Here is a 21,103-nt window from a genome sequence, read left to right as displayed (position 1 = left end):
CAAATCATTAAATGATTCATTCATTAAGCAGCTGCGAGAAGCCTAAAAGCCCGTCCCGGATCATGCCAGCAACGACTAGAGCCCACGTTCGACGTGGGCTCTTCTTCTTTTTAGCTCAGGTGATTTCAAAAGCGTTAACAGAGCGCCAACAGCTGCTCCAGTCCTTCTTTTAGCGGCGGCTGTGCTTTTCGGGCCGCTCCTTCCAGCTTCTTCACGCTTCCAAAGATTCGGCACATTACCATCTCATGCTGATAGATCTCTTTGTCTTTCAGCGCCTCGATAAGCGCCTCGGTAAGCTCAGGATGGTCGATGGTTAGATTTTTTACCTTTGTTCCCTCGTCATTCCCTCCCAGCAAAATGGATACAATCACCGGCATATGCTCTGCCTTTACACCATGCGCCTCGATAAATGCCTGCGCATAGCCATCCTGCACCATTTGGTGCTCCGTATCCACCAGGCCCATATAACGACTTACCAATGGGAAATAATCCTCGCTGTACAAGCCGAGGCCCAGTACGGCATAAGTGCCCGGCATAACCGATTTTTCGCTCGGCTCCACATCGCTGTACCACGCGAACTCTTCCATTGCTGTATCTGCATATTCTGCAATTTTTGGGAACAACGCCGGGTAGTTGAGTGCATTGGCAAAAAACTGATGCAGCTTGGACTTTGCCAGTTTTTTAAACGGAAGAAAATGCTTTTGGCTACTCTTCAGCTTTAGGTTGTATTCTTTGGGAAAACCCTGCCGTAAAAGATGGATGATATAATCGAGCGCCTCCCCGTAAGCCGACTCCTCTTCAGAGAGAATCCGGATGTCGATCGTCTGAGTTACGTCATTGTTGCGGGCTTCTATTCTCTCTCCCCGATAGGTACTCTCAAATTTTCCGCTGCCTATTTTCAAATAATCTGCTGCTCGCTTTGAGCCCAATTGCACCGCAAGTTCAAGGTACTTCAGCCGAGTATCCGGCTCGGTGAAGCCAATCTGCAGGGCTGCATAAAGAAAGAAATCCATTTCCCCGGCATCTACGGAAGGATGAACTGGTTCCTCCTTCAACGCCCACTTGTTACCGGTAAAATGCTGCGGTAAAAAGTGATCCTTCACCCAATGGTTGAAGGCCGAAGTATAACGTCTGATCCAATCGTTTTTGCGCTCTTGGTTCTTATTTAGCTTGTCGGAGAGACGGCGAATCAATGGCTCGATCTGTTCCGCTTCCTGTTTCATCAGATCAGGATTGACCAAATGGTTGGCAAAAAAGAAGAAGTCTTTTTCTCCCGGTAGCACTGGTGGATCAGGCAAAACCTTTGTTTGAATAAATTGCTCCAGTGTCTGTTTCAGTTGACTCAACTTTGGCTCATTTATTAGCTGTTGGTTAAGCGATAATTTCGACTGTTCCCATTCAAACTCCAATACAACTTCAAACTTATAATCAAAGAAACGCGCTCCCAGCTCCTCAGAGCGGAACAGTCGATCTACACGTTCGCACAAGGCAGGAAAGAATTCCTCAACTAGAAGTTCATTGGTCAACTCAGTTATATATGAACCCGCTTCAACTTTATAGGAGCTGTCGGACCAAGAGAATGGCTCGTGCATATCGATATGTATGCGTCCATCTGCCCATGTAAACTTGCCTTTTCTCCATGCAACTCGAAGATAATCCATGATTCCGGCTTGCAGCCTGCTTCTATTTTTAAGCTCATTAATCCTCTTGCTTTCTTTTGCGTAAATTGCCGTGATTTCGTTCCATACCTCGTTCAGAAAGGCTTCTACTGCGTGATTCAACGGTTTCTCCTCCCATTCTCGTATTCTGCATTGCCCCGCTAATTAAAATGGCTCAGCTTTGTTGATACAACGCAGCCGTCACCTTGTCCTCCGGACAAACAAACATATAAAAAATGCCTTCCCCAAACTTATCGAAATCCGCCCAGTCCACCTGACCGATAAACCGCATGCGTTTGGCACAGCAAGGGCAAACCGGATAATCGGCATCCTGCACCCAACTCGGGTGCCCCCCGATCTGCGAATCCTGCTGGGACAAGGACCAAGTCGCGGCATAAAATGGGGAGTGAGGCTCGTCCGAAAGGGTTAGCCTTGGTACGTCCACGCCGCTGATATCCTCGGAATCGAAACTCGGCAAGTACTCAGGTTTCCGGTTAAACTGGCTCCAGACTGGCACGCCCTGACGATCCAGTTCCATGTAAATGGTGCCGAAGCATCCGCAGCGCTCACAGGTCTCCATTTGTAGGCGTTCCAGCGATAGGCCGAGATACGCCACGGAAGGATGGGAGGTGTCCACATCCATCAGGATGGTCAGCTTCCCCTCACACCACGGGCAAATGGAGGCGCTTGTTTTCAGGAAACGGGCAGCGGACGCTTCGGCTGAAGAATCACGCTGCTCATCCGTTACCCTAATCGCATAACTCAAGCCGTGGATCAAATCGCGCCTTTCCCCGTCCGGTGTGAGCTCCCATCCTCCCTCCATGGCATAAATTTCAGGCCCGACGAACAGCTGCCCCGCCCACTCCGGCGGATGTAATCGCCATTCCTGAAACCGGCTGACAACCACGGGATCTCCAATCCAGCTCAAAATCAGCAGAAGATGATTGCGGTTATCTTCGTCCCATTCCACCTGCTGCATCAGGCGGTCCCGGATGTCGGGTGGGGCATCCTTGAATAATATGCCGGAATGGTACATGCCTTGTTCCATAAGCTCAGGCAGAGCTCCGGTGATATTGTCATTCCGGTAACACACTAGCGACAATAATATTTCGTCGGCTTCACTATTATCGCCTGCAGCCAAAAGCTCCAGCGCATACTTCAGCATTCGGCCCGCCTCTTCAGCCGTTAATGATACGTACATCTGCTCTTTACCGAGCGGGTACGGTACATATTGAATCAGCGGATCATACTGCCTCGGTGCATGCATGATTTTGAGAATCTCCACTGGATCCGTCATGTCCTCATATAAATTCACCGTTTTACGGTGCTGCTCAATATAGGCTTGCCGTTTCTGCCGTTCCTGCTCTTGATGGCAGGGCATGCAGTAGCCGCCTGTTTTGGCGACCGTGGTCGGCAGGATCGTCGCCCTGCAGCCTTCCGTTTTGCATGGAATACGTTCTGTCACGGCTGCTTCACCTCCGTTATGATGATGTTCTTTCATTTACAGATCCAAACGCCTTGGAAATTAGGCCAAAGTCGTCCGACGTATACCCCGCCAACTCTGAATTCTGTGCTATCCGAAAAGTTTGCTTGAACGCAAATTCCCTAATATCTCTGATCACCTTATTTTCAAAGGGATTCAACAGCATCCCTGGCGTCTAATTCAGCGTCCCAATCAACCGATATACAGCTTCCGCTGTGAGAAAATCGCCGAATATCCGAGCCTGTACAGCTCAAAATACGGTGCGAACGGGTCACCCTTAAGTCCGTAGCGGTGCCACTGCAAATAATAGGAAATCCAATAATCGCAAGCGATTGAGTAATAGGCTTCATCTAGAATCTCAATAGGTTCATCATAATTCTTGTGCTCATGAACAACTTCAAACAGCGCCTCATAGACATCGGGATCGCAGGATTCCCGGACGCTGTCTATTTCTCCACGTGGCAGGAGTTGTATTCCTTCGATTCCAGCCAGGTATTCCGTCGCTTCCGCCGCACCATCCCATTCGGCGAACTCGTCCAGCAATTGCTTCAGCCCTTTAATATGCTGCTCGCCATACCCTTTCAACACGTCTTCAGGCACCTCATCAGCTTTGCCGTTGAAATAGCCTGGCACCGTTTCACCGCCAAAATCCTCCGGGTCCAGCATCTCATAGATCCGGACAATCCGATGCAAATAAGCTTCTCCATCTCCAAGCGGCTCAAAAGTGGCTTCCACCCCTTTTCCGCTGGGCATATACATTTGAAAATATCCATACAACGTATCTTCTTCAATGACGACTTCATCGGAATCTACTTCCTCATCCATAAGATTGAGCAGATACCTTGCGTACGTCTGCTTATCCATATGTACCCTCTCCTTGTCGCAAATAAGTGGAGTTTTATGGCTCTTTTTTCCGGCTTCATCCTCCGAAAGAATTACATGATAAACCCTCCTCGTCTCTTTCGTTATCTACCTTCCGCTAGCTTAACTAAGCGTTCTGTAATACCCCCTTAGGCCAAGACGTTGGGTTCGACTGGTTTGCTAAGCCAGTGTTCATCGGTTTGGACATGGTTTTTCCGGACAAATTTGGCGACCGAACACTTAAAGTCCTCGTAAGAAAATTCGGTTGCCAGTCGGACCACATAGCCTTCTTGTTCTCCGCCGCATCGGGACTGCTTTGTGTAGCATTGTTTGGCGGCTTCCTCGCTCCATATCCCGCGGTACAAGACCGGAACTAGCGGAATTCCCCATTTATCCGCACATGCCGCAGTGTCATCCCAGGACAGACAGATATTGCTGTCGTTCCACACCGAGAAGAGCATGAAGTAATCAGGCAAGGACGAATAGAACAACGAGTGCTTCGCGTATACATTCTCCCCGCACAGCCGGTATCCTTCCGGAATCAGATACTTGATCCCTCCATGCAGTGTCTTCACATAATGCCGTGAAGAATGATCCTTGCTGTCGAGCGACCTGGCGTGAATAAAGCGGGGGTACATCGTCGTGTTTTCCCCGTCCATTTTCTCGGTAATGACAACCTCCTGGCCGATAAAATGCTCCGTATTCCGCAATATTTTATCATCGTCTGTATAGCTTCTCGACCAAGGCAGGTGCATCGTTTTCGGATATTTCATTTTCATAATATCACCTCTATTTGGCGAAAGTGTCTGCTTCCGCGAAGAAATACAGCTCTGCCAGAAGCTGCTCGCCAAGCAAATGATAAATCTTGGACGCTCCGGCGTCTCCGCCATGTAATATCTCCATATGGAAGCTCACCATGTTCACCACATGTAAAATAAAATCGTCACCGTACCCCAGTTCTTTCAGAACGTGGCAGGCTATACCGGCAGATACATGCTCATGTCCGAAATACGAGTAATACCCCCGGTTCGGCTTCCAAACCTTACAGAACGGCTTGCCTGCGTCATGAAACAGCGCCGCGAGCTGCATCTCCAGCAGATGCTCCCCTCCGTAAAATACGTTAATATAATCCAAAACGGCATAGGTATGTTCAGACAACGTTTTAGAATGATAGGGGTTTTCCTGATCATAGTCCAGCATCACGTTAAAATAGGGAGACTCACGCAAATAGGCAAACAGCTCGTCGTGACCCGGTTTCCGCGCAAGAAGCAGCTCCAGTTCGGCTCGTGTAAGTCTGACGTCTGCAGGCGTATGGACGATATGCAAGCTGTCAAAGCCTTCGGCACGCACAGGAAACTCAAAGTTTTTACAATACTTCTCCAGCACCTTGTCTTCAATACTGCGTTTTCTCGCAATCACCCGTTCCCTGGCCATCTCATAGGGCGTTATACAGACATGGCATTCAACCGAGACATCCCTAAATCGCTTTAAAAATTGAACTCGCCGGTCCCGGCCGACGTTCGTCGCGTCAAAAACGACGTTTCTCCCGGATGCCAACGCCTGTTCAATCTCGGCAAAGGCTTCGTTAAAGACCCGATAGGTATCTTTCTGCCGGGTTTCACTTCCGAATAGCTTTTCCCGTATGGCATCCGTAGCCACTAAAACGGCCCTTTCCCGTTTACAGCATTCTTTTGCATAATGGCTTTTGCCGCTGCCCGGAATACCGACCAGCATGTGAATGGTACTCATCTTCATCACCTCCTTCCTAGGTCAAATAAAATAATCGGCGGATCATGGAATGAACACATTAAATCGCCGATTCAACAAGAATATGAAGCTTGCTTTCCGCTTTATTAACGTGTTTTTCTAAAATGTCATGTAAAGCCCTTTTACCAACGCAAGGCTCCTATCTATTCATGATACACTGGAAAAGCCAGGAAGGCGACAGGTGCGAAGTACACGAATCATACTTAACTAGCCGACCCTAAACCGTAACCATCTGAAACGACAGGTTCGATCTCAAATAAAAAACATCCCATTCCTCTTTATGGAGAATGGGATGTTTTTTGGTTTAGTCAAATGGATGTCTGCCAATTCATCTGTTCGTATCTTCATGATTTGTTTGATCACTTATTGGAACAGCCTTGCTAACGCCGAAAACGTAATAACTAATCACAACAATACTTAAGAAAACAATGCCGGAAATCAGGGAGATGCGTGTCTCATCGTTTATCCACATCCCGACCAGCACCATAAGCAAAAAGGCAATGGTCACATAGTTTGACACTGGGGCGAAAGGCATTTTGAACGGATGTTGATCCAATGCAGCCCCCTTGATTTTTCTGAATTTGATTTGACTGATTAGAATAACAAACCACGGTACCATACCCGGAAGTACGCTGGCGCTGTACACATGCACAAACAGATTTTCCGGTGCAATATAGCTTAAGATCACGCCAATGCCCAAGCCCACGAGCACGCCAATCGTTCCCAATAGAGGCACGCCGTTATGGGACAGTTTCGTAAATATTTTCGGTGCCTGCCCATTGACTCCTAATGTATAAAGCATGCGTCCTGCGCTATAAATCCCGCTATTACAACCTGACATGGCAGAGGTGATGACGACAAAGTTGATGATCCCCGCAGCTGCAGTGATGCCGATTTTCGCAAACGTTGCAACGAACGGGCTGCCGATGGCTTGCAATTGATTCCATGGGTAGACCGTTACAATCACAAAAATCGCGCCAATATAGAAGATCAAAATCCGCCAAATAATACTTTGCGTCGCGCTCATTAACGTTTTCTGAGGGTTTTTCGCCTCACCTGCTGTAATCCCGATCAGTTCGACACCTTGATAAGCCCCAATCACCAGCGAGAGCGCGAAGAAAAAGCCCGACCATCCACCGGTAAAAAAGCCCCCATGCTTCCACAGGTTAGAAAATCCGATCGCATTCCCGCCGTTGCCAATCCCGAAGAAAATCAGACCAAACCCTGCAATAATCATCAATACGATGGTTACAATTTTAATCATCGCAAACCAAAACTCAAATTCACCAAATGATTTCACAGAGAATAGGTTGGCTGCACCAAGAATCACCATTGCGATGATACCTGGTATCCAAGCAGGCAAATCCGGAAACCAGTACTTCATATATGTCCCAACGGCAATAATCTCCGCCATCCCGACAATAACCCATTGGAACCAGTTGCTCCAAGCCGTCGTATACCCTGCCAAAGGATGAATGTACTTATGACCAAAGGTCGCAAATGACCCTGTGCTCGGTTCTACGTACTGCATTTCCCCCATTGCGCGCATGATGAAAAATATAAAAATCCCTACAATGGCATACGCAAGCATTACCGATGGACCTGTCCATTTGATCGTGCTTGCAGAGCCCATAAATAACCCGACACCGATTGTGCCGCCCAAAGCAATCATCTGAATATGACGCGCTTCGAGACCCCTCTTTAATTCATTGTCTTTCATTGCAGTTCCCCTTCCCTCTGCTACTCTCTTAGCTGTTATTTTGGACAAGCTGCAAAATCTTACAATGACGAAGTAGACGTTAGTTTTATTTTGTAAGCGCTGTCTAAAGTCATTAATGACCTATCTTAATGAATTCGTCTAAGCTACGTTACTCCACTGATCAATTATATTGTAGTATCTTTTCCTTATGAAAACAATTTATGTTCATTTGGTAAATTGTGCACAATGGGAGAGGATCAAGGATTGTTCGGCTCAGGGGGTGCAACTCCCCGATAAATCACGATCAGAGCGTTTTCCGCATAAATTCCTTAACATACTTTTCCTTAAATCCAAGGCTGTCATACAGATTTCTGGCATCATTCCCGATGACACACCAAAGGTCGACGGTTGCGCTGCCACGCTGATAGATCTCGTTGCATAAATACATCACGAACTTTCTTCCGATCCCTTGCCCCTGAAAGTCTGTACGTACGGAAATACTGCTGATTTCATGACCACAAAGGTGGCTATAAGCGACGATTTCCCCATTTATTTCGTAGACAAAACGGTTTTCCGCATCCTCTATCCATGCTCTTCGTCCTTTTTCACTGGGCTCTGCAATCACAGAATCAGGAAAGCACCCAACACGGACTCGCATTTCATGAAAAGCTGTGGCATACATCGACTGCGTGGGAAGATAGTCTTCATCCGTATACAGCCTCACCGGAAGCTCCTCCAGGGGAAAGGGATCGCTGGTTCGCTGCATATAAGCCGATGAAAAGTATTCGTCATAACCGAGCTTGCGCGCAAACGCAAGAGATGATTGATGACCGGCACGAAAGGAACTCCTGACGATTTGGGATCCGCCCGCTCGCAATTCGTTTTCAGCATACTTTACCATGGCAGAACCGATTCCTTGCCTACGAAACTGAGGAGCGACGAACACCGTTAAATAGGTCTGAGATGCAGGCTCGTTCACTTGGGCCAGTGCAACAAGCTTATCCTCAATAAACGCGGTAATAAATAGTTCCGGTTCTTCAGCAAGCACCCGAAGGATGTCTTCACTCGCGTCGACGTCATAACTTAATAATTCTCTGGCGGCATTATAGTCTTTTTCACTGAAGTGTTCATATCGGATCCCTGGTATGTTCATCAGCCTTTGATTCCTCCATTTTTTATTGAGACGTTGTACTTCCGATTTTCTTCACGCCAGTGATTATTTCATAGAATAATGGATATTTCAACCAATATACGCATAAAGATCCGCAAATTGCGTGCGAATCTCCTAGAATCTACTCCCTTATCCGTGATTTAGGCCTACTTATCCAACTGTTCCTTTTTAAAGGTTTTGCAAAGGCGCTCACTTCCCGGAACCATTCAGCCGAAGAAACGTTAGATACGAACGAGCGGACTACACCCAATTCGGAGGATAGGGAGGACATCAGCGATGCTTCATGTACAAATTGTAGAGCCTCATGCGGATAAACGTGCGGCAATCAAAAAGATGGTGCAAGGGATGGGGCATATCGTCGTCGGGGAGGCGTGTGACCGGGAAGAAGCTTTACGATTGATGGAGCAGGGCTGGCCCACGCTTCTCCTGACCGATCTTATGCTGCCCCGGCTTGAAGGACTCGCCTTGGTGAGACAGGTGTACGAACAGCGTATTCCCGTAGTAACGATCATCCTGAGCGACAGCACGCGCTTCGACTATGTCCGGCAGTCCATGCAAGCAGGCGCCATCGATTATTTGCAAAAGCCGGTGAAGGGCGAAGAGCTGCGACGGGCGCTGCGGCGTGCGGAAGAGCGAGTGGTATATTTCCACGGCGCGCATCGCGAGTTCGTGCAAGCGCAGCAGTTTTTCGAGAGGCTGGATCTTCTTCAGCCGGGCGAGTTCATTGAGAGGCACGCGGAGATGATCCGAAGCATGCAGAGCTTCGAGGGGGGCCAGCAGGGAGAGAGGCTGGGCCTGTTCCGACTGCTTTATGCCAAATGGCATTACATTCTCAAGAAACGCGGGCTTGAATTCGACGAGCCTTTCTCATGGGAGGGCGAAGATGAGGCTGTCGCTTATTTTCAGAGACTATGCGAATTCTGGATCGCCCAGTCTGCCTCGCCGGCCGATAGCAGCGTGAAGTTGAACGTAAAGCGGGCCTGCGACTATATCCGGGAGAACTACCGGAGCGATCATACGCTGGCTGAGGTCAGCGAGCGTTTCGGCATGAGCATCTCTTATTTCAGCGTGCAGTTCAAGAAATATACCGGCTATTCGTTCGTCAATTACTTGAACCGCGTCCGAATCGAGAAGGCCAAGGAGCTGCTGCTGCAGCCCAATCATAAGATTTACGAAGTAGCTGGCGAGGTGGGGTATGACACGCTGCAATATTTCAATAGAGTATTCAAGCAGCATGTACATATGACGCCGGGGGAATACCGGAGAAGCCTTGGAATTTGAGCTGGCTTTTAAAGATTTCGTTAAGAAGAAAATCGGCTCAGAAACAATAAGAACGGTTCATTACTTTTCCAGCCTTGCATATTATACTAGGACACGTCATTTAGACGACTAGAATCTAGCAAGGAGGAAAAGAAACGAGATGAAACGAAAGACACGCAGCATCGCAATATGTCTCAACCTTATTATCATGTTCTCTTTGGTCTCTCCTTTGGGACAAGCGCTAGCGGCGGACAGTCCCCAGGCGGCATTCGGGCAAGTTCTCGATTCACGCCAGATGGAGCTCAGTCCGGGTGCGAAGTACACCTGGCAGGAGATGAAGCTACCGCAAGGCTTGGAGAAAATCCATTCTGTCGAATTCGATCCGAAGAATAAGATGCTAGACCTCCAGCCGGGCAAAACAAACGGCAAAGTCTACGGGATGCAGGGCGTCACGAAAATGGCCGATGACGCCGACGCACCTGGGAACCGGGTCATTGCGGCCATTAACGGAGACTTTTACGACATGGCGACCGGTGTTCCACTTGGATTGTTCATGGGGGACGGCGAGATTCTGACCAGTCCGCCGGAGAAATGGAGTTGGCTTGCCTTCGGCCTGAAGAATGACGGCACGACCATTTACGGCTTGAGCCCGGATCTGAACCGTACGCTTACGATCGGGGGCAAGACGGTATCGATCTCTCACATCAATCGGATGCGAGATACGAATATCGAAGAACTCATACTATATACCTCTTCATTCCATACCTCGACGATGACGAACGATCTCGGCGACGAAGTTGTGCTCGACGTGCTGGAAGGTGAAGTGAAGAGCGGCAAGAACTTGAAGCTCAAAGTGGCTGGGATACATAAGGGTAAAGGAAATACACCTCTGAAGGCTGGTCAAGTCGTGTTGTCTGCATCGGGCAAATACCGGGCCGAGCTGGCAGGGCTGAACATTGGCGATGAGGTTACGGCCAGCTTCGAGCTGGAAGATGAATGGAAAGACGTGAAGATGGCGATGGGCGGCGTCTTCATGCTGGTGAAGGACGGTGTAGCCCAAACCCACGAAGACAAGGCCTTGTATCCGCGCGTCGGGATCGGCACCAAAGCCGACGGTTCGATCATCATGGTCGAAATCGACGGCCGGGCGCCGGGCTTCAGCGAAGGCGTGTCCTACGACGATCTGGGCAAGATCATGAAGGATATGGGCGCTGTGAATGCACTGTGCCTTGATGGCGGCGGCTCCGCGACGTTCGTGGCGAAGCTGCCCGGCGATACGAAGCGCCGGATTCTGAACCTGCCATCGGACGGTTCGGAGCGTAAGACGGCGAACGGGCTGCTGCTCGTGAACAAAGCGCCGGAAGGCGCCGCATCCAAGCTGGTCGTACAGCCGAACTTGGAGCGCGTGCTGGTCGGCTCATCCGTTACGTTCAAAGCAGCCGCGGTAGATGCGAACGGTCATCCCGCTTCGCTCGCCGGAACGCCGGCATGGCGCCTTGGGTCGCCCGTCGGAACGATCGATAACGCAGGGACATTTACGGCCGCCAACCTTGCGGGAACAGCCGAAATTACGGCGACCGCAGGCGGATTGAACGGCACAGGGCAGGTGGAAGTCGTGGATGAATTAACCGAGCTAAAATTCACTGACGCCGTGAAAACCTTCACCTCAGGCGAGAAATTCACGTTATCCGTCAGTGCGCTCCGTAACGGGCAGCTCATTCAAGCGCAAAACAACATGTTCGAATGGAAAGTCGATGATGAGAAGATCGGAAGCATTGATAAGAACGGCGTCTTTACCGCAACGAACGATACGGAGCAGAGCGGCAAAATTATTGTGACATACAACAACATTGTGACGTCGATGGACGTCAAGGTCGGGCTTCCACCGGTGGTGCTGGAGGATTTCGAGAACGGCACGGGCAAGTATCAGATCGAATCCGGCGCGCGATACAAGAGCGTGAAGCTTAGCGAAGAGACGGATGAGGATTTCGTCCGGTTAGGCAATAAATCGGCGAAACTAGAGTACGATTTCACCGAGACGATCGGGACGTCCGGTGCCTATATCGCTGCAAATGATCTGGAGAGCAATATTAAAATTCCCGGCTATCCGGAGAAAATCGGTCTCTGGGTATACGGCGACGGGAAGAAGCACTGGCTGCGCGGACAAATCCGCGACGGCAACGGTGCGGCCGTCGGTATTGATTACGTAAATGAATCGGTGGGCGTCGATTTTACGGGCTGGCGGTACCTGGAGGCCGATGTGCCGAAGGGGAGACCGCTTCCACTGCGCATGGATCAGCCTGTACGCTACATGGAGACGAAGAATGACAATAAGACGGCAGGCGTCCTCTACATCGACCAGATCCGGGCGGTATACGGACCTACCAACGACGATATGGATCCGCCGATCCTGAAAGATTTCAAACCTGCGGAAGGCAGCACGATTACAACGAATACACCGAAAATTGAAGCCATCGGCGAAGACTTCGGGTACGATCCTGTGACCCATCCGGGAACGACGCTGATCGATCCGGACAAAATCCGCTTCTATGTCGACGGTGTCTTGGTGCAGCATGCGCTGTATCCACCGAAAGGTCAAATTCACTACACGCCGAACGTACCTCTAGCTGACGGGGTTCACCTCGCCAAGATTAAGATCCGAGACATGTCTGGCAACGTGACGGAGAAGGAATGGACCTTTACGGTCAATACCGGCTCATCGAAGATCGTCTACGAGGCCCCGACAACCGTCTACGTTGGAAATACGTACACCGTGGATATTAAAGCGCTGAAGGCAGCGGATATTCAAGGCAGCACGATGGAATTCAGCTTCGATCCGGCGAAGGTTGACGGATTGAACGTATTAAAGGGCAGTAAGTTGTCGGAGAACCAACTCGTCTCGAAGGTCGATGCGGCTACGGGCAGCGTAAAGCTTAGCTTCAATACCATCCATACAGCAGGCTTAACGGACCAGGATCTGCTCGGTCAGATTCAATACCGGATTAAGCCAGATGCCGAGGAGAAGGTCAAGTTTTCGTTTAAATCAGGGGCTATTACGTTCAGAGACAAAGGCGATACAAGCTTCGGCTTCTTCGGCTTGCCGGTGGAAGCGGTCGTGAAGCACCATCTGCACCTAAGCTGGGATGAACATGGCATCGTGCAAGGGATGCCTACCACGTTCAAAGTCATTGGCGAGAACGGCGCTCCGATCGAAGACGTGAAAGTCATCGACGTTGCAGGTTCCGAAATCGGGGTGACCAACGCGCAAGGGACGCTGATGACGGAGAAACTCACCTCTGAAGTGAAGGAATACAAGCTCCAAGCGGTGAGAGGCGACGCCTACAGCTCGATCCTGAAATTCAAAGTCTCGCCGCTGGCAGGCAGCCCCACACCGAGCAACGTCAGCGTGACAATGGGCGCGGATACGACGACCTCCAAAGCCTTCACCTGGCACACGAACCCGGCGACGGCCGATACGGTGGTCGAAGTCGTGAAGAAATCGGAGTTCACGGACTTCAATGCACAGAACGTGCAACGATTTACCGGCAGCAGTTACTTGTTCACTACGACCGATACAGGAACCGTTCGGGTTCATAAATCCGTGGCAAGCGGCCTAGAGCCGGGAACGCACTATATGTTCCGAGTAGGTGACGGACATGGCAACTACAGCACGAACGGCTCGTTCCAGACGGCGGCTGCGACCGGCGAGAAGACCAAATTCATCTTCCTCGCGGATTCACAGGCAACGAAAGAAGCAGATTTCAAGCTGTGGGGCGATATTCTGAAAAAAGCGATGACGGATCATCCAGATACGGAATTCGTCGTACAGGGCGGCGATTTGGTCGAGGACGGCTTCAAGGAAAACGAGTGGAACATGTGGTTTAACGCCGCGCAAGGCATTCTGATGCAGACGACCATCGTACCTGTCGTCGGTAACCATGAAGTGACGGGGACGCGCAAAACCGAGGATTACCTCGCTCATTTCAATCACCCGCAGAACGGGATCAACAGTCTTAAAGGGAGCAACTTCTCCTTTGATTATAAGAACGCTCATTTCATCGTGCTGAACAGTGAATATGATTTCGAGCAACAGAAGGAATGGATGCGTAAAGATCTGGCCGCCACCGACAAGAAGTGGAAGATCGTCGCGTTCCACCGCGGACCGTTCGGCAGCATGTACGATTCCGAGCATATCCGCAACACGTGGACACCGATCTTTGACGAGTTCCAAGTCGATCTTGTCATGAATGGCCACGATCACGTGTATGTACGAACTTATCCGATGAAAGACAAAAAACCGGTAGGCGATGGCGAAGGAACGACCTATATCGTCGGCGGCTCGTCCGGTCCGAAGTTCTACCAAGTATGGGCAAGAGATTGGCAGAAGGTGACCGACGGTGAGCAAGTGCAGATGTACGTCGCTGCCGAGATCGACGGGGACGAGATGAAATTCGTCGTGAAGACCATCAACGACCGCGTGGTCGATCAGTTTAGACTGGTCAAATTTCCGGCACAATCAGTCGTCATCGATCAACCGAACGTCAATCTGGCTGTGAATGAGAGCGTGAAGTTGAACGCTATCGTACTTCCGGCCAATGCCAGCAACAAGGGCGTAACTTGGTCCGTATACAGCTCATCTGAGGACAATGTTGTTCAGGTGGCAGCGGACGGCTTAGTGACGGCCCAGCATTTAGGAAGCGCCGTCGTTCGGGCGACGAGCGTATGGAGCAATGTATACGCCGACAGCGTCATTACGGTAGATCGCATGCCAGAGATCCACGTGGATGAAGTGCGGCTAGATCAATCGAGCGGAACATTGAAAGTCGGGCAAGAACTGCAATTGAACGCTATGGTTCTTCCGGAGAATGTGCCGAACAAGAGCGTCATCTGGTCGGTATACGGCGATGCATCGAAGCAAGTGGCCGACGTCACCGAGAATGGGCTGGTGAAAGCCATCTCGCAAGGGACGAGAACGATCCGCGCGATGAGCGCAGCGGATGCGACGAAATATGCGGACTTCCAGCTCACCGTGGAAGAAGCAGATAAGCCGACCAATCCACCGGTCAGCGAGGTTTGGCTGGATCGCGAGAGAGCGGTGATCAAGGTAGAAGATACGCTGCAATTGTCGGCCAAAATACTGCCGGAGAACGTTCTAAACAAAAACGTCACCTGGTCGGTGGAAGGTCCGAAGGGAATTGCGAATGTTACCGACAAAGGTCTGGTTACCGCATTGAACCCGGGAACGGTGTTCATCCGCGCAACGAGCCAGATGGATCCGACCAAATACGCGCAGCTGGAGCTGATCGTCAAAGAACGGGACGACACCAACCCGCGTCCTGACAAGCCGAGAACGTCGGACATTACCAATACGCTACCTCCGGCTGTGACGCCGGGTAAGGCGACGGTAACGCCAGGCCATATCTCCGTAGAAGCAAAGGTTGCTGCGGGAACCGCCAAAGTCGAGATTCGCGCGGAAGACCTAGAGCGCGCGCAGAAGGATGCTAAGCCCGACGCAGACGGCGCTAAAGTCGTCCGTGTCGAAGTGAAGGGTGCATCAGCAGCGAATCACGTGGAAGTGTCGCTGCCTAAGAAGTCGGTAACAAAGCCGACGCCGGACAATAAGATCGAGATCGTGACGTCGATCGGCATCGTCACCTTACCTTCGGATTTTCTGAAGGATAAGAACGTATCGGATACCGACTTCGTGAGTCTCATCATTAGCAAGGCCGACCCGACTTCACTAAACACTAACGCCCGAAAAGATATCGGCAGTCGTCCGATTATCCAGTTGGAGGTCATGGAAAAAGGAACGCGCCGCGTGTGGAACAATCCGGACACGGTCGTTCGGGTTGCGATTCCGTATAAGCCGACGGCGAAGGAACTGGAGAACCCGGGCAGCATTGTCGTCCAGTACCTCGATGCAGTCGGCCGCGTTCGTCCGGTTCCGAGCGGCATCTACGATCCAGCCACAGGAACGGTGCGCTTTGAAGTGAAGCACTTCAGCACCTATGCCGTAGCGGTTGTCGACAAGACCTTTGCAGATATTGCGAATTATGCGTGGGCTAGGCCGTCGATCGAGGCTTTAGCGGCGCGCGGCGTCATTCAGGGCATGGATGAGCGCACGTACGCCCCGATATCGAACATTACAAGAGCGGATTTCGTCGCCATGCTCGTTCGAACACTTGAGCTGAGCGCTAACGTAACCGGTAGCTTCAAAGACGTGAACAGCGACGATTACTACTACGAAGCACTGGGCACGGCCAAGGCATTGAACATCATCGAAGGAACCGGCGACGGGATCTTTAATCCAAAAGAAAAAATCTCCCGCCAGGATATGTTTACGATCACGGCTAGAGCGTTGAATACGGCCAGAAACTTGAAAATGACCGCAAGCGCTGAGACGTTAACCGGTTTCGCGGATCATACGAAGGTCGCTGCTTATGCGGCGGACAGTCTGGCCGGAATGATTAAGGAAGGTCTGATTCAAGGCGACGGTCAGGCGCTGAACCCCGAAGGAAACGCCACGAGAGCGGAAGTCGCTGTATTCATGTACCGCATCTTGAACAAGATTTACAAGTAATAAAAGAATACGCCAAGAGCCCAATCCGTACGCTGACAGCGGGCGGGTTGGGCTATTTTCTATGATCGAATGTAGAATAGAGCAGATAGGCTACTGCCGCTTCCTTACCTTTTTCCCCACCGGAATGCTCTGGGCGAAACGGAACACATTATGGGGATCGTACTTCCGTTTCACCCGCGTCAGCCTTGGGAAGTTCACATCATAATACGCCTTTGGCCAATTTTTGATCTTTAGATCGGGGAAGTTCACGTAATCCCCAACGACAAAGGTACGTAGCGCTCTACGGAACCTTTCCACCCACTGAATATTTCGCTGCTGCTCACCATCGTTCCTCCATCGCGCCGACAGCTCATAGATTGTCTCTGCCTTCCGATATGGATAGGCCGTTGCCGTCGGAGATACCCGGCTCACTGCGCTGCCTGCACCCCCCAAGCTCTGACACCATACGGTAGAATGCCTATTGGGCGCGTTGGCTAGGAAGTCACGAATGATCCGCACGCCTTCGCGAGGCAAAGGCTTAAATCCGAACGCGCCGGTTATTTTGAACTTCGGCTCCAGATTCAAGTCCCCTTCGGCGAAAAATTTGGTCGCTTCAATAAATGGGACGGTCCGTACCATCACCTTCCCAGGAGTTCCTGCCTGCAGCAAAGGTTGGATTAATCGCCGTAGTTCCTCTGCACCGCCCAGCAATTGCCCCGTCGATACGATCGTTCCCACCTGCTTGGCAGCCACCTCGATGGTTGAGGTTAAGCGGTTCGTGACCGAAGGCGCCCAGCGCTGCCAAGCCGGGAATACCTTCTCCAGATCGCGCCATTTCCAGGTAATGCTGTAGATGGAGACCGTGGAGATAGGCCGTACCCGGAACGTATACGAGGTAGCAATGCCGAAATTCCCTCCCCCGCCACCTCGTGATGCCCAGAGCAGATCGGAATGTTTCTTCTTGCTGGCCACAATCGTCTTCGCCCCACACCGTCCTGAGGCGACGACCATCTTCACCTGTTTCAGGTTATCGCAGGTAAGCCCATATTTGCGAGACAGAAGCCCAATTCCGCCTCCCAAGGTAAGTCCGCCAACGCCTACATCGGGTGCAGTCCCCGCCGGAAGGGCCACGCGCTTATTCCATAGCTTCCTGTACACGCGGGCAAGCGGATTGCCTGTCTGTACCTGGGCCACCATCTTCTTGCGATCTACCTTCACCTTATTCATCTCGCTGACATCGATAATAATCCCACCATTGACAGACGAGAAACCTTCATAGCTGTGCCGCCCGCTGCGCGCTCTTAGCCGCACGCCCCGCTCCCTAGCCCATTTAACGGCGTTGACCACGTCCTGCGTTCGTCTGCAGAAGACGATCAGCCGCGGAAACTTGGAAAAGCGCCTGTTGAACTCCATTCTGGCCGCATTGTATGACGGGTTGCCCGGTACCACGATCCTGCCGGTCAATTGCGTACCTGTCTTTTTCCGGTGTTGTGCCATCGAAATATCCACCATCCTCGTTCATGGGTAAGCTGTTCTTATCTGCTTATACCTATGACGGGACACCTATCCTGGTAACGGCACTTGCCTTGTATGGGCGACAAGTAACTGGTAGGAATAAATGATATGAATTATGGAACAATTTCAAAAACGGTACCTTGGTTAAAATCAGCCACTTTCACGGAACCATTAACCCCTAAATAAAGTCTGGTTTGATCCAGATTCGTCCCCAGGCTAACATAATAAGCTGATTGAGATCCAAAATCATAATCGGTTTCTATCACACTAAAATCATTTAGTTTGCAATCTGTTCGTACCCTGGTATAAGCCAAAACCCCTCTAACCGGGGGGTGAGATCCTTTCCGAGCAAGATCAGTAAATACAACGCTTCCTGTTAAACCGGGGATTCCAATCCCCATATAAGGCTGGACTCCAGTAAGTGCAGTTCCTTCAAATTTATCAGGCCTTGGATCTTTATGGAAATAACTCGTTAAAGGCTGAAGACGCCTCACTGAAGTTTTTACTGCTTCATCGTAATAAGCAATTGTTTTCTCATCCAAAGCTGGATTTGCAGAACAGCCCCTAATCATCGAAGTAGGAAAAGCACCTTCCCACCCTCGCCAGCCAAAGTTAATAAATCCATTTTGGTTCGGTTCAGAATTCATTAAAGAAGCTTGAACAAGCTGGGTAACCGGTATTGGTTGATGATGAACGAACGAAAAAATCGACTCTACCAAATCCTGTCCGACAATTCCCACATATTTGATATAGTAATTATAGAACCTTTGAAATGAAATGCCTGGAATATTGCGAACTCCTTTGGCAATGACCGTAAGCGTCTCCTGAATAGGTGCGGGAAGTTCATTAAAGCGTGTAACTACGGGTGGTTTATCGATGAACGTATTCTTAAAGACATCAATTTCAATAATTTTGCCGGCTATCTCCATATCATCCTGACTTAAATTAAATGGATCGTAGCCTGACCCACCATCTCCTGTTGTTAAAACAAGTTTTCCAGTTTCAGGTGAAAAGGTTAAGCTATTGACACCATTATGGTTTAAAAATGGTCTTCTTATATTAAGTAATGTCCGTCGTTTTTGAGGTTGACCATTCGGCTGTAAAATCCATTCTTCAACGGTATCGATATGATCATATTGCGTTTCTCTATTTGTCCACCTTAGGTTTAAAGTGCCGGGATCACACGGGTTAGGCTTAAAAGATTCAAAAGCGCCTGAAAGAGCACCAGGACCTTGTGTCCCGGCTACTGTAAAATGAAGATAGAAAAGACCGTTATAATAAAATTCGGGATGAAACGCTAGCCCTAGCAATCCCCGTTCATCATATCCTCCACTAGAAACACCTAGTTTCATGATTCGCGGGCTTATATCTAGAAAAGTCCTTATGACTTCGTTTCGTATGTAAAAGATCTCTCCTACCTGGGTCGCAATAAATAGGCTCTCCATGGAATCACCCGGGAGTATAGCTGTTTTCAAAACAGTGGGCATATTTATCTTACTTACAATGGGCCGTAAACTAACCTTAACTTGTATCAACTAACTTCAGCACTCCCTCCTCTTGATTCCTTTTTTAAAAATATGATTAGAACTGTTCCCTTAGTATACTCGATCTCATAAAATTCGCGTTACTTATGATACGGTTCCTTATTGGACGCCGCACTGTCATATTCGCATAGTAGCTCTTCATACATTTTGATATATCCAAACAATTCACATACGGGCATGGGAGGCTGAGAGATGAACGAGAACAATGGAACTCGCCCTAACAAATGGTCCGGAGATACTCCGGCTACTTTTCATTCGCAGACGGTGAGTGAACGAGGCCCTGTATTGGAACAGGACAACGTGCTGCATGAAAAGCTGGAGACTTTCATTCATTCGAAAATATTGGAAAGACCCGTGCATGCCAAAGGTTATGGCGCATTCGGCTACTTTCAGACCGTGCATGCCATGACGGCTTACACGCAGCTTTGTTTCTTGCAAAATCCGGGTCAGCAGGTCCCCGTCACGGTAAGATTCTCCTTAGCCGCCAGCAACAAAGGCACGCCGGATACTTCCCGTAACGTGCACGGACTCGCCACCAAGTTCTATACGGATCATGGTGTATTCGATCTTGTCTGTAACCATATCCCCGTGTTCTCCGTCCGAGACGCCATCCGCTTTCCCGAGTTTATCAATGCCTTACTGCCATCGCCCGTCAACAACCTCATCAATCCGGAACGATTTTGGAGCTTCGTCGCCCGAGCACCGGAATCTACAGGCTTCCTCGTCCGTTTCTACTCCGATGCGGGCACTGTCAAGAGCCTTCGACACATCCCGGGGCACAGCGTCAATACATACGTCTGGAAAAACGCGCAAGGTGTCCGCACTTACGTGAAATATCATTGGATGCCTCTTGCGGGTGTGCAGTATATTGACCGTCAAGAAGCAGCTCGGCTCGCTTGCGAGAATCCGGATTATGCCGGCAAGGACTTATTCGATACGCTGAGCGCGGGCAAAACGTTTGAATATTGGCTTTACGTGCAGCTGATGAACCCCCAAGACGAGTCCTTTCTCCCTTATGATCCGTTGGATAGTACAAAGGTATGGGATGAGCGGCAATATCCCTTGCTCCCGGTAGGGATGTTGGTATTAAATAGAAATCCAGATAATTATATGGAGCAAGTAGAAAAGTTGGCTTTCTCCCCTTCCAACCTGCTGGAAGGCGTAGAATTATCGGACGATAGGATACTACAGGGGCGTGCAAATCTTTATTGGGATTCGCAGCGACGGCGGCTTGGCCCGGACTTCCGTAAGATTCCGATTAATCATCAGCAGAACTGGACGCCCGATTCCCTTGTGACCAGCGGCAACGGGAGATTCGTGGAAGGACGCCTCGTGCGGTCCGACATTCCCAAGCAAGACGACTTCACGCAAGCCGGTCAGTATTATCGTTCTCTTGCCACATCGCAGCAAGAACACTTGGTAGATAACCTGGCCGTCGATCTTGTCGGCATATCCCCCGAAACGCAAAACATCGTGCTCGGCTACCTGTACCAGGCGTCCTCCGAGCTTGGGGAACGTGTCGCCCGAAAGATCCAATCTTCATAAGGAATCGCATTGATCTATGTAACTCAAAACACATTACGACT

General features: G+C 50.1%; 12 protein-coding genes. 3 read left to right on the top strand and 9 right to left on the bottom strand.

Annotated features, from left to right (window positions below; genetic code table 11):
* Positions 1-134: 134 nt before the first annotated feature.
* The 7 genes from C558_RS0100740 to C558_RS0100710 all read right to left on the bottom strand — a co-directional run bounded on the left by C558_RS0100740 (position 135) and on the right by C558_RS0100710 (position 8,621).
* Complete coding sequence (locus C558_RS0100740; protein ID WP_018754289.1) at positions 135-1,781, bottom strand: DUF6138 family protein; 1,647 nt, start codon at positions 1,779-1,781, stop codon at positions 135-137.
* A 52-nt stretch (positions 1,782-1,833) separates the two neighbouring features.
* Positions 1,834-3,123 (bottom strand): hypothetical protein, encoded by a 1,290-nt coding sequence (locus tag C558_RS0100735; protein WP_026263655.1) that lies wholly within the window; start codon positions 3,121-3,123, stop codon positions 1,834-1,836.
* Positions 3,124-3,333: 210 nt separating this feature from the next.
* Positions 3,334-4,005, bottom strand: a complete 672-nt coding sequence (locus C558_RS0100730; RefSeq protein ID WP_018754287.1) for a hypothetical protein — start codon at positions 4,003-4,005, stop codon at positions 3,334-3,336.
* A 146-nt stretch (positions 4,006-4,151) separates the two neighbouring features.
* A complete protein-coding gene (locus tag C558_RS0100725) occupies positions 4,152-4,781 on the bottom strand; it encodes an RNA ligase family protein (RefSeq protein ID WP_018754286.1) in 630 nt (209 codons plus the stop codon).
* Positions 4,782-4,791: 10 nt separating this feature from the next.
* Positions 4,792-5,751 carry an AAA family ATPase gene (locus C558_RS0100720; RefSeq protein WP_018754285.1) on the bottom strand — a complete coding sequence of 320 codons (960 nt, stop codon included), beginning with the start codon at positions 5,749-5,751 and terminating at the stop codon, positions 4,792-4,794.
* Between the two features lie 346 nt (positions 5,752-6,097).
* Entirely contained in the window at positions 6,098-7,489 is a 1,392-nt protein-coding gene (locus C558_RS0100715) for an amino acid permease (RefSeq protein ID WP_018754284.1), read from the bottom strand.
* Positions 7,490-7,772: 283 nt separating this feature from the next.
* Entirely contained in the window at positions 7,773-8,621 is an 849-nt protein-coding gene (locus C558_RS0100710; RefSeq protein ID WP_018754283.1) for a GNAT family N-acetyltransferase, read from the bottom strand.
* A 294-nt stretch (positions 8,622-8,915) separates the two neighbouring features.
* Between C558_RS0100710 and C558_RS0100705 the strand changes: the two genes are divergently transcribed.
* On the top strand, positions 8,916-9,920 hold the full coding sequence (locus C558_RS0100705; protein WP_018754282.1) for a helix-turn-helix domain-containing protein: 1,005 nt from the start codon (positions 8,916-8,918) through the stop codon (positions 9,918-9,920).
* A gap of 139 nt (positions 9,921-10,059) precedes the next feature.
* Positions 10,060-16,479 (top strand): phosphodiester glycosidase family protein, encoded by a 6,420-nt coding sequence (locus C558_RS0100700; RefSeq protein WP_018754281.1) that lies wholly within the window; start codon positions 10,060-10,062, stop codon positions 16,477-16,479.
* Between the two features lie 90 nt (positions 16,480-16,569).
* Here the strand turns inward: C558_RS0100700 and C558_RS0100695 are convergent, their stop codons facing one another.
* Both C558_RS0100695 and C558_RS0100690 read right to left on the bottom strand, forming a co-directional pair.
* The gene (locus tag C558_RS0100695; RefSeq protein ID WP_018754280.1) at positions 16,570-17,955 is read right to left on the bottom strand and encodes an FAD-binding oxidoreductase; all 1,386 of its coding nucleotides are present in this window, start codon (positions 17,953-17,955) and stop codon (positions 16,570-16,572) included.
* Between the two features lie 131 nt (positions 17,956-18,086).
* On the bottom strand, positions 18,087-19,508 hold the full coding sequence (locus C558_RS0100690; RefSeq protein ID WP_018754279.1) for a PQQ-dependent sugar dehydrogenase: 1,422 nt from the start codon (positions 19,506-19,508) through the stop codon (positions 18,087-18,089).
* Positions 19,509-19,709: 201 nt separating this feature from the next.
* Between C558_RS0100690 and C558_RS0100685 the strand changes: the two genes are divergently transcribed.
* Positions 19,710-21,062 (top strand): catalase, encoded by a 1,353-nt coding sequence (locus C558_RS0100685; protein WP_018754278.1) that lies wholly within the window; start codon positions 19,710-19,712, stop codon positions 21,060-21,062.
* Positions 21,063-21,103: the final 41 nt, after the last annotated feature.

The organism is Paenibacillus terrigena DSM 21567, assembly GCF_000374845.1.
Taxonomy (GTDB): domain Bacteria; phylum Bacillota; class Bacilli; order Paenibacillales; family Paenibacillaceae; genus Paenibacillus_K; species Paenibacillus_K terrigena.
This window is presented reverse-complemented; position numbering and strand designations above follow the sequence as displayed.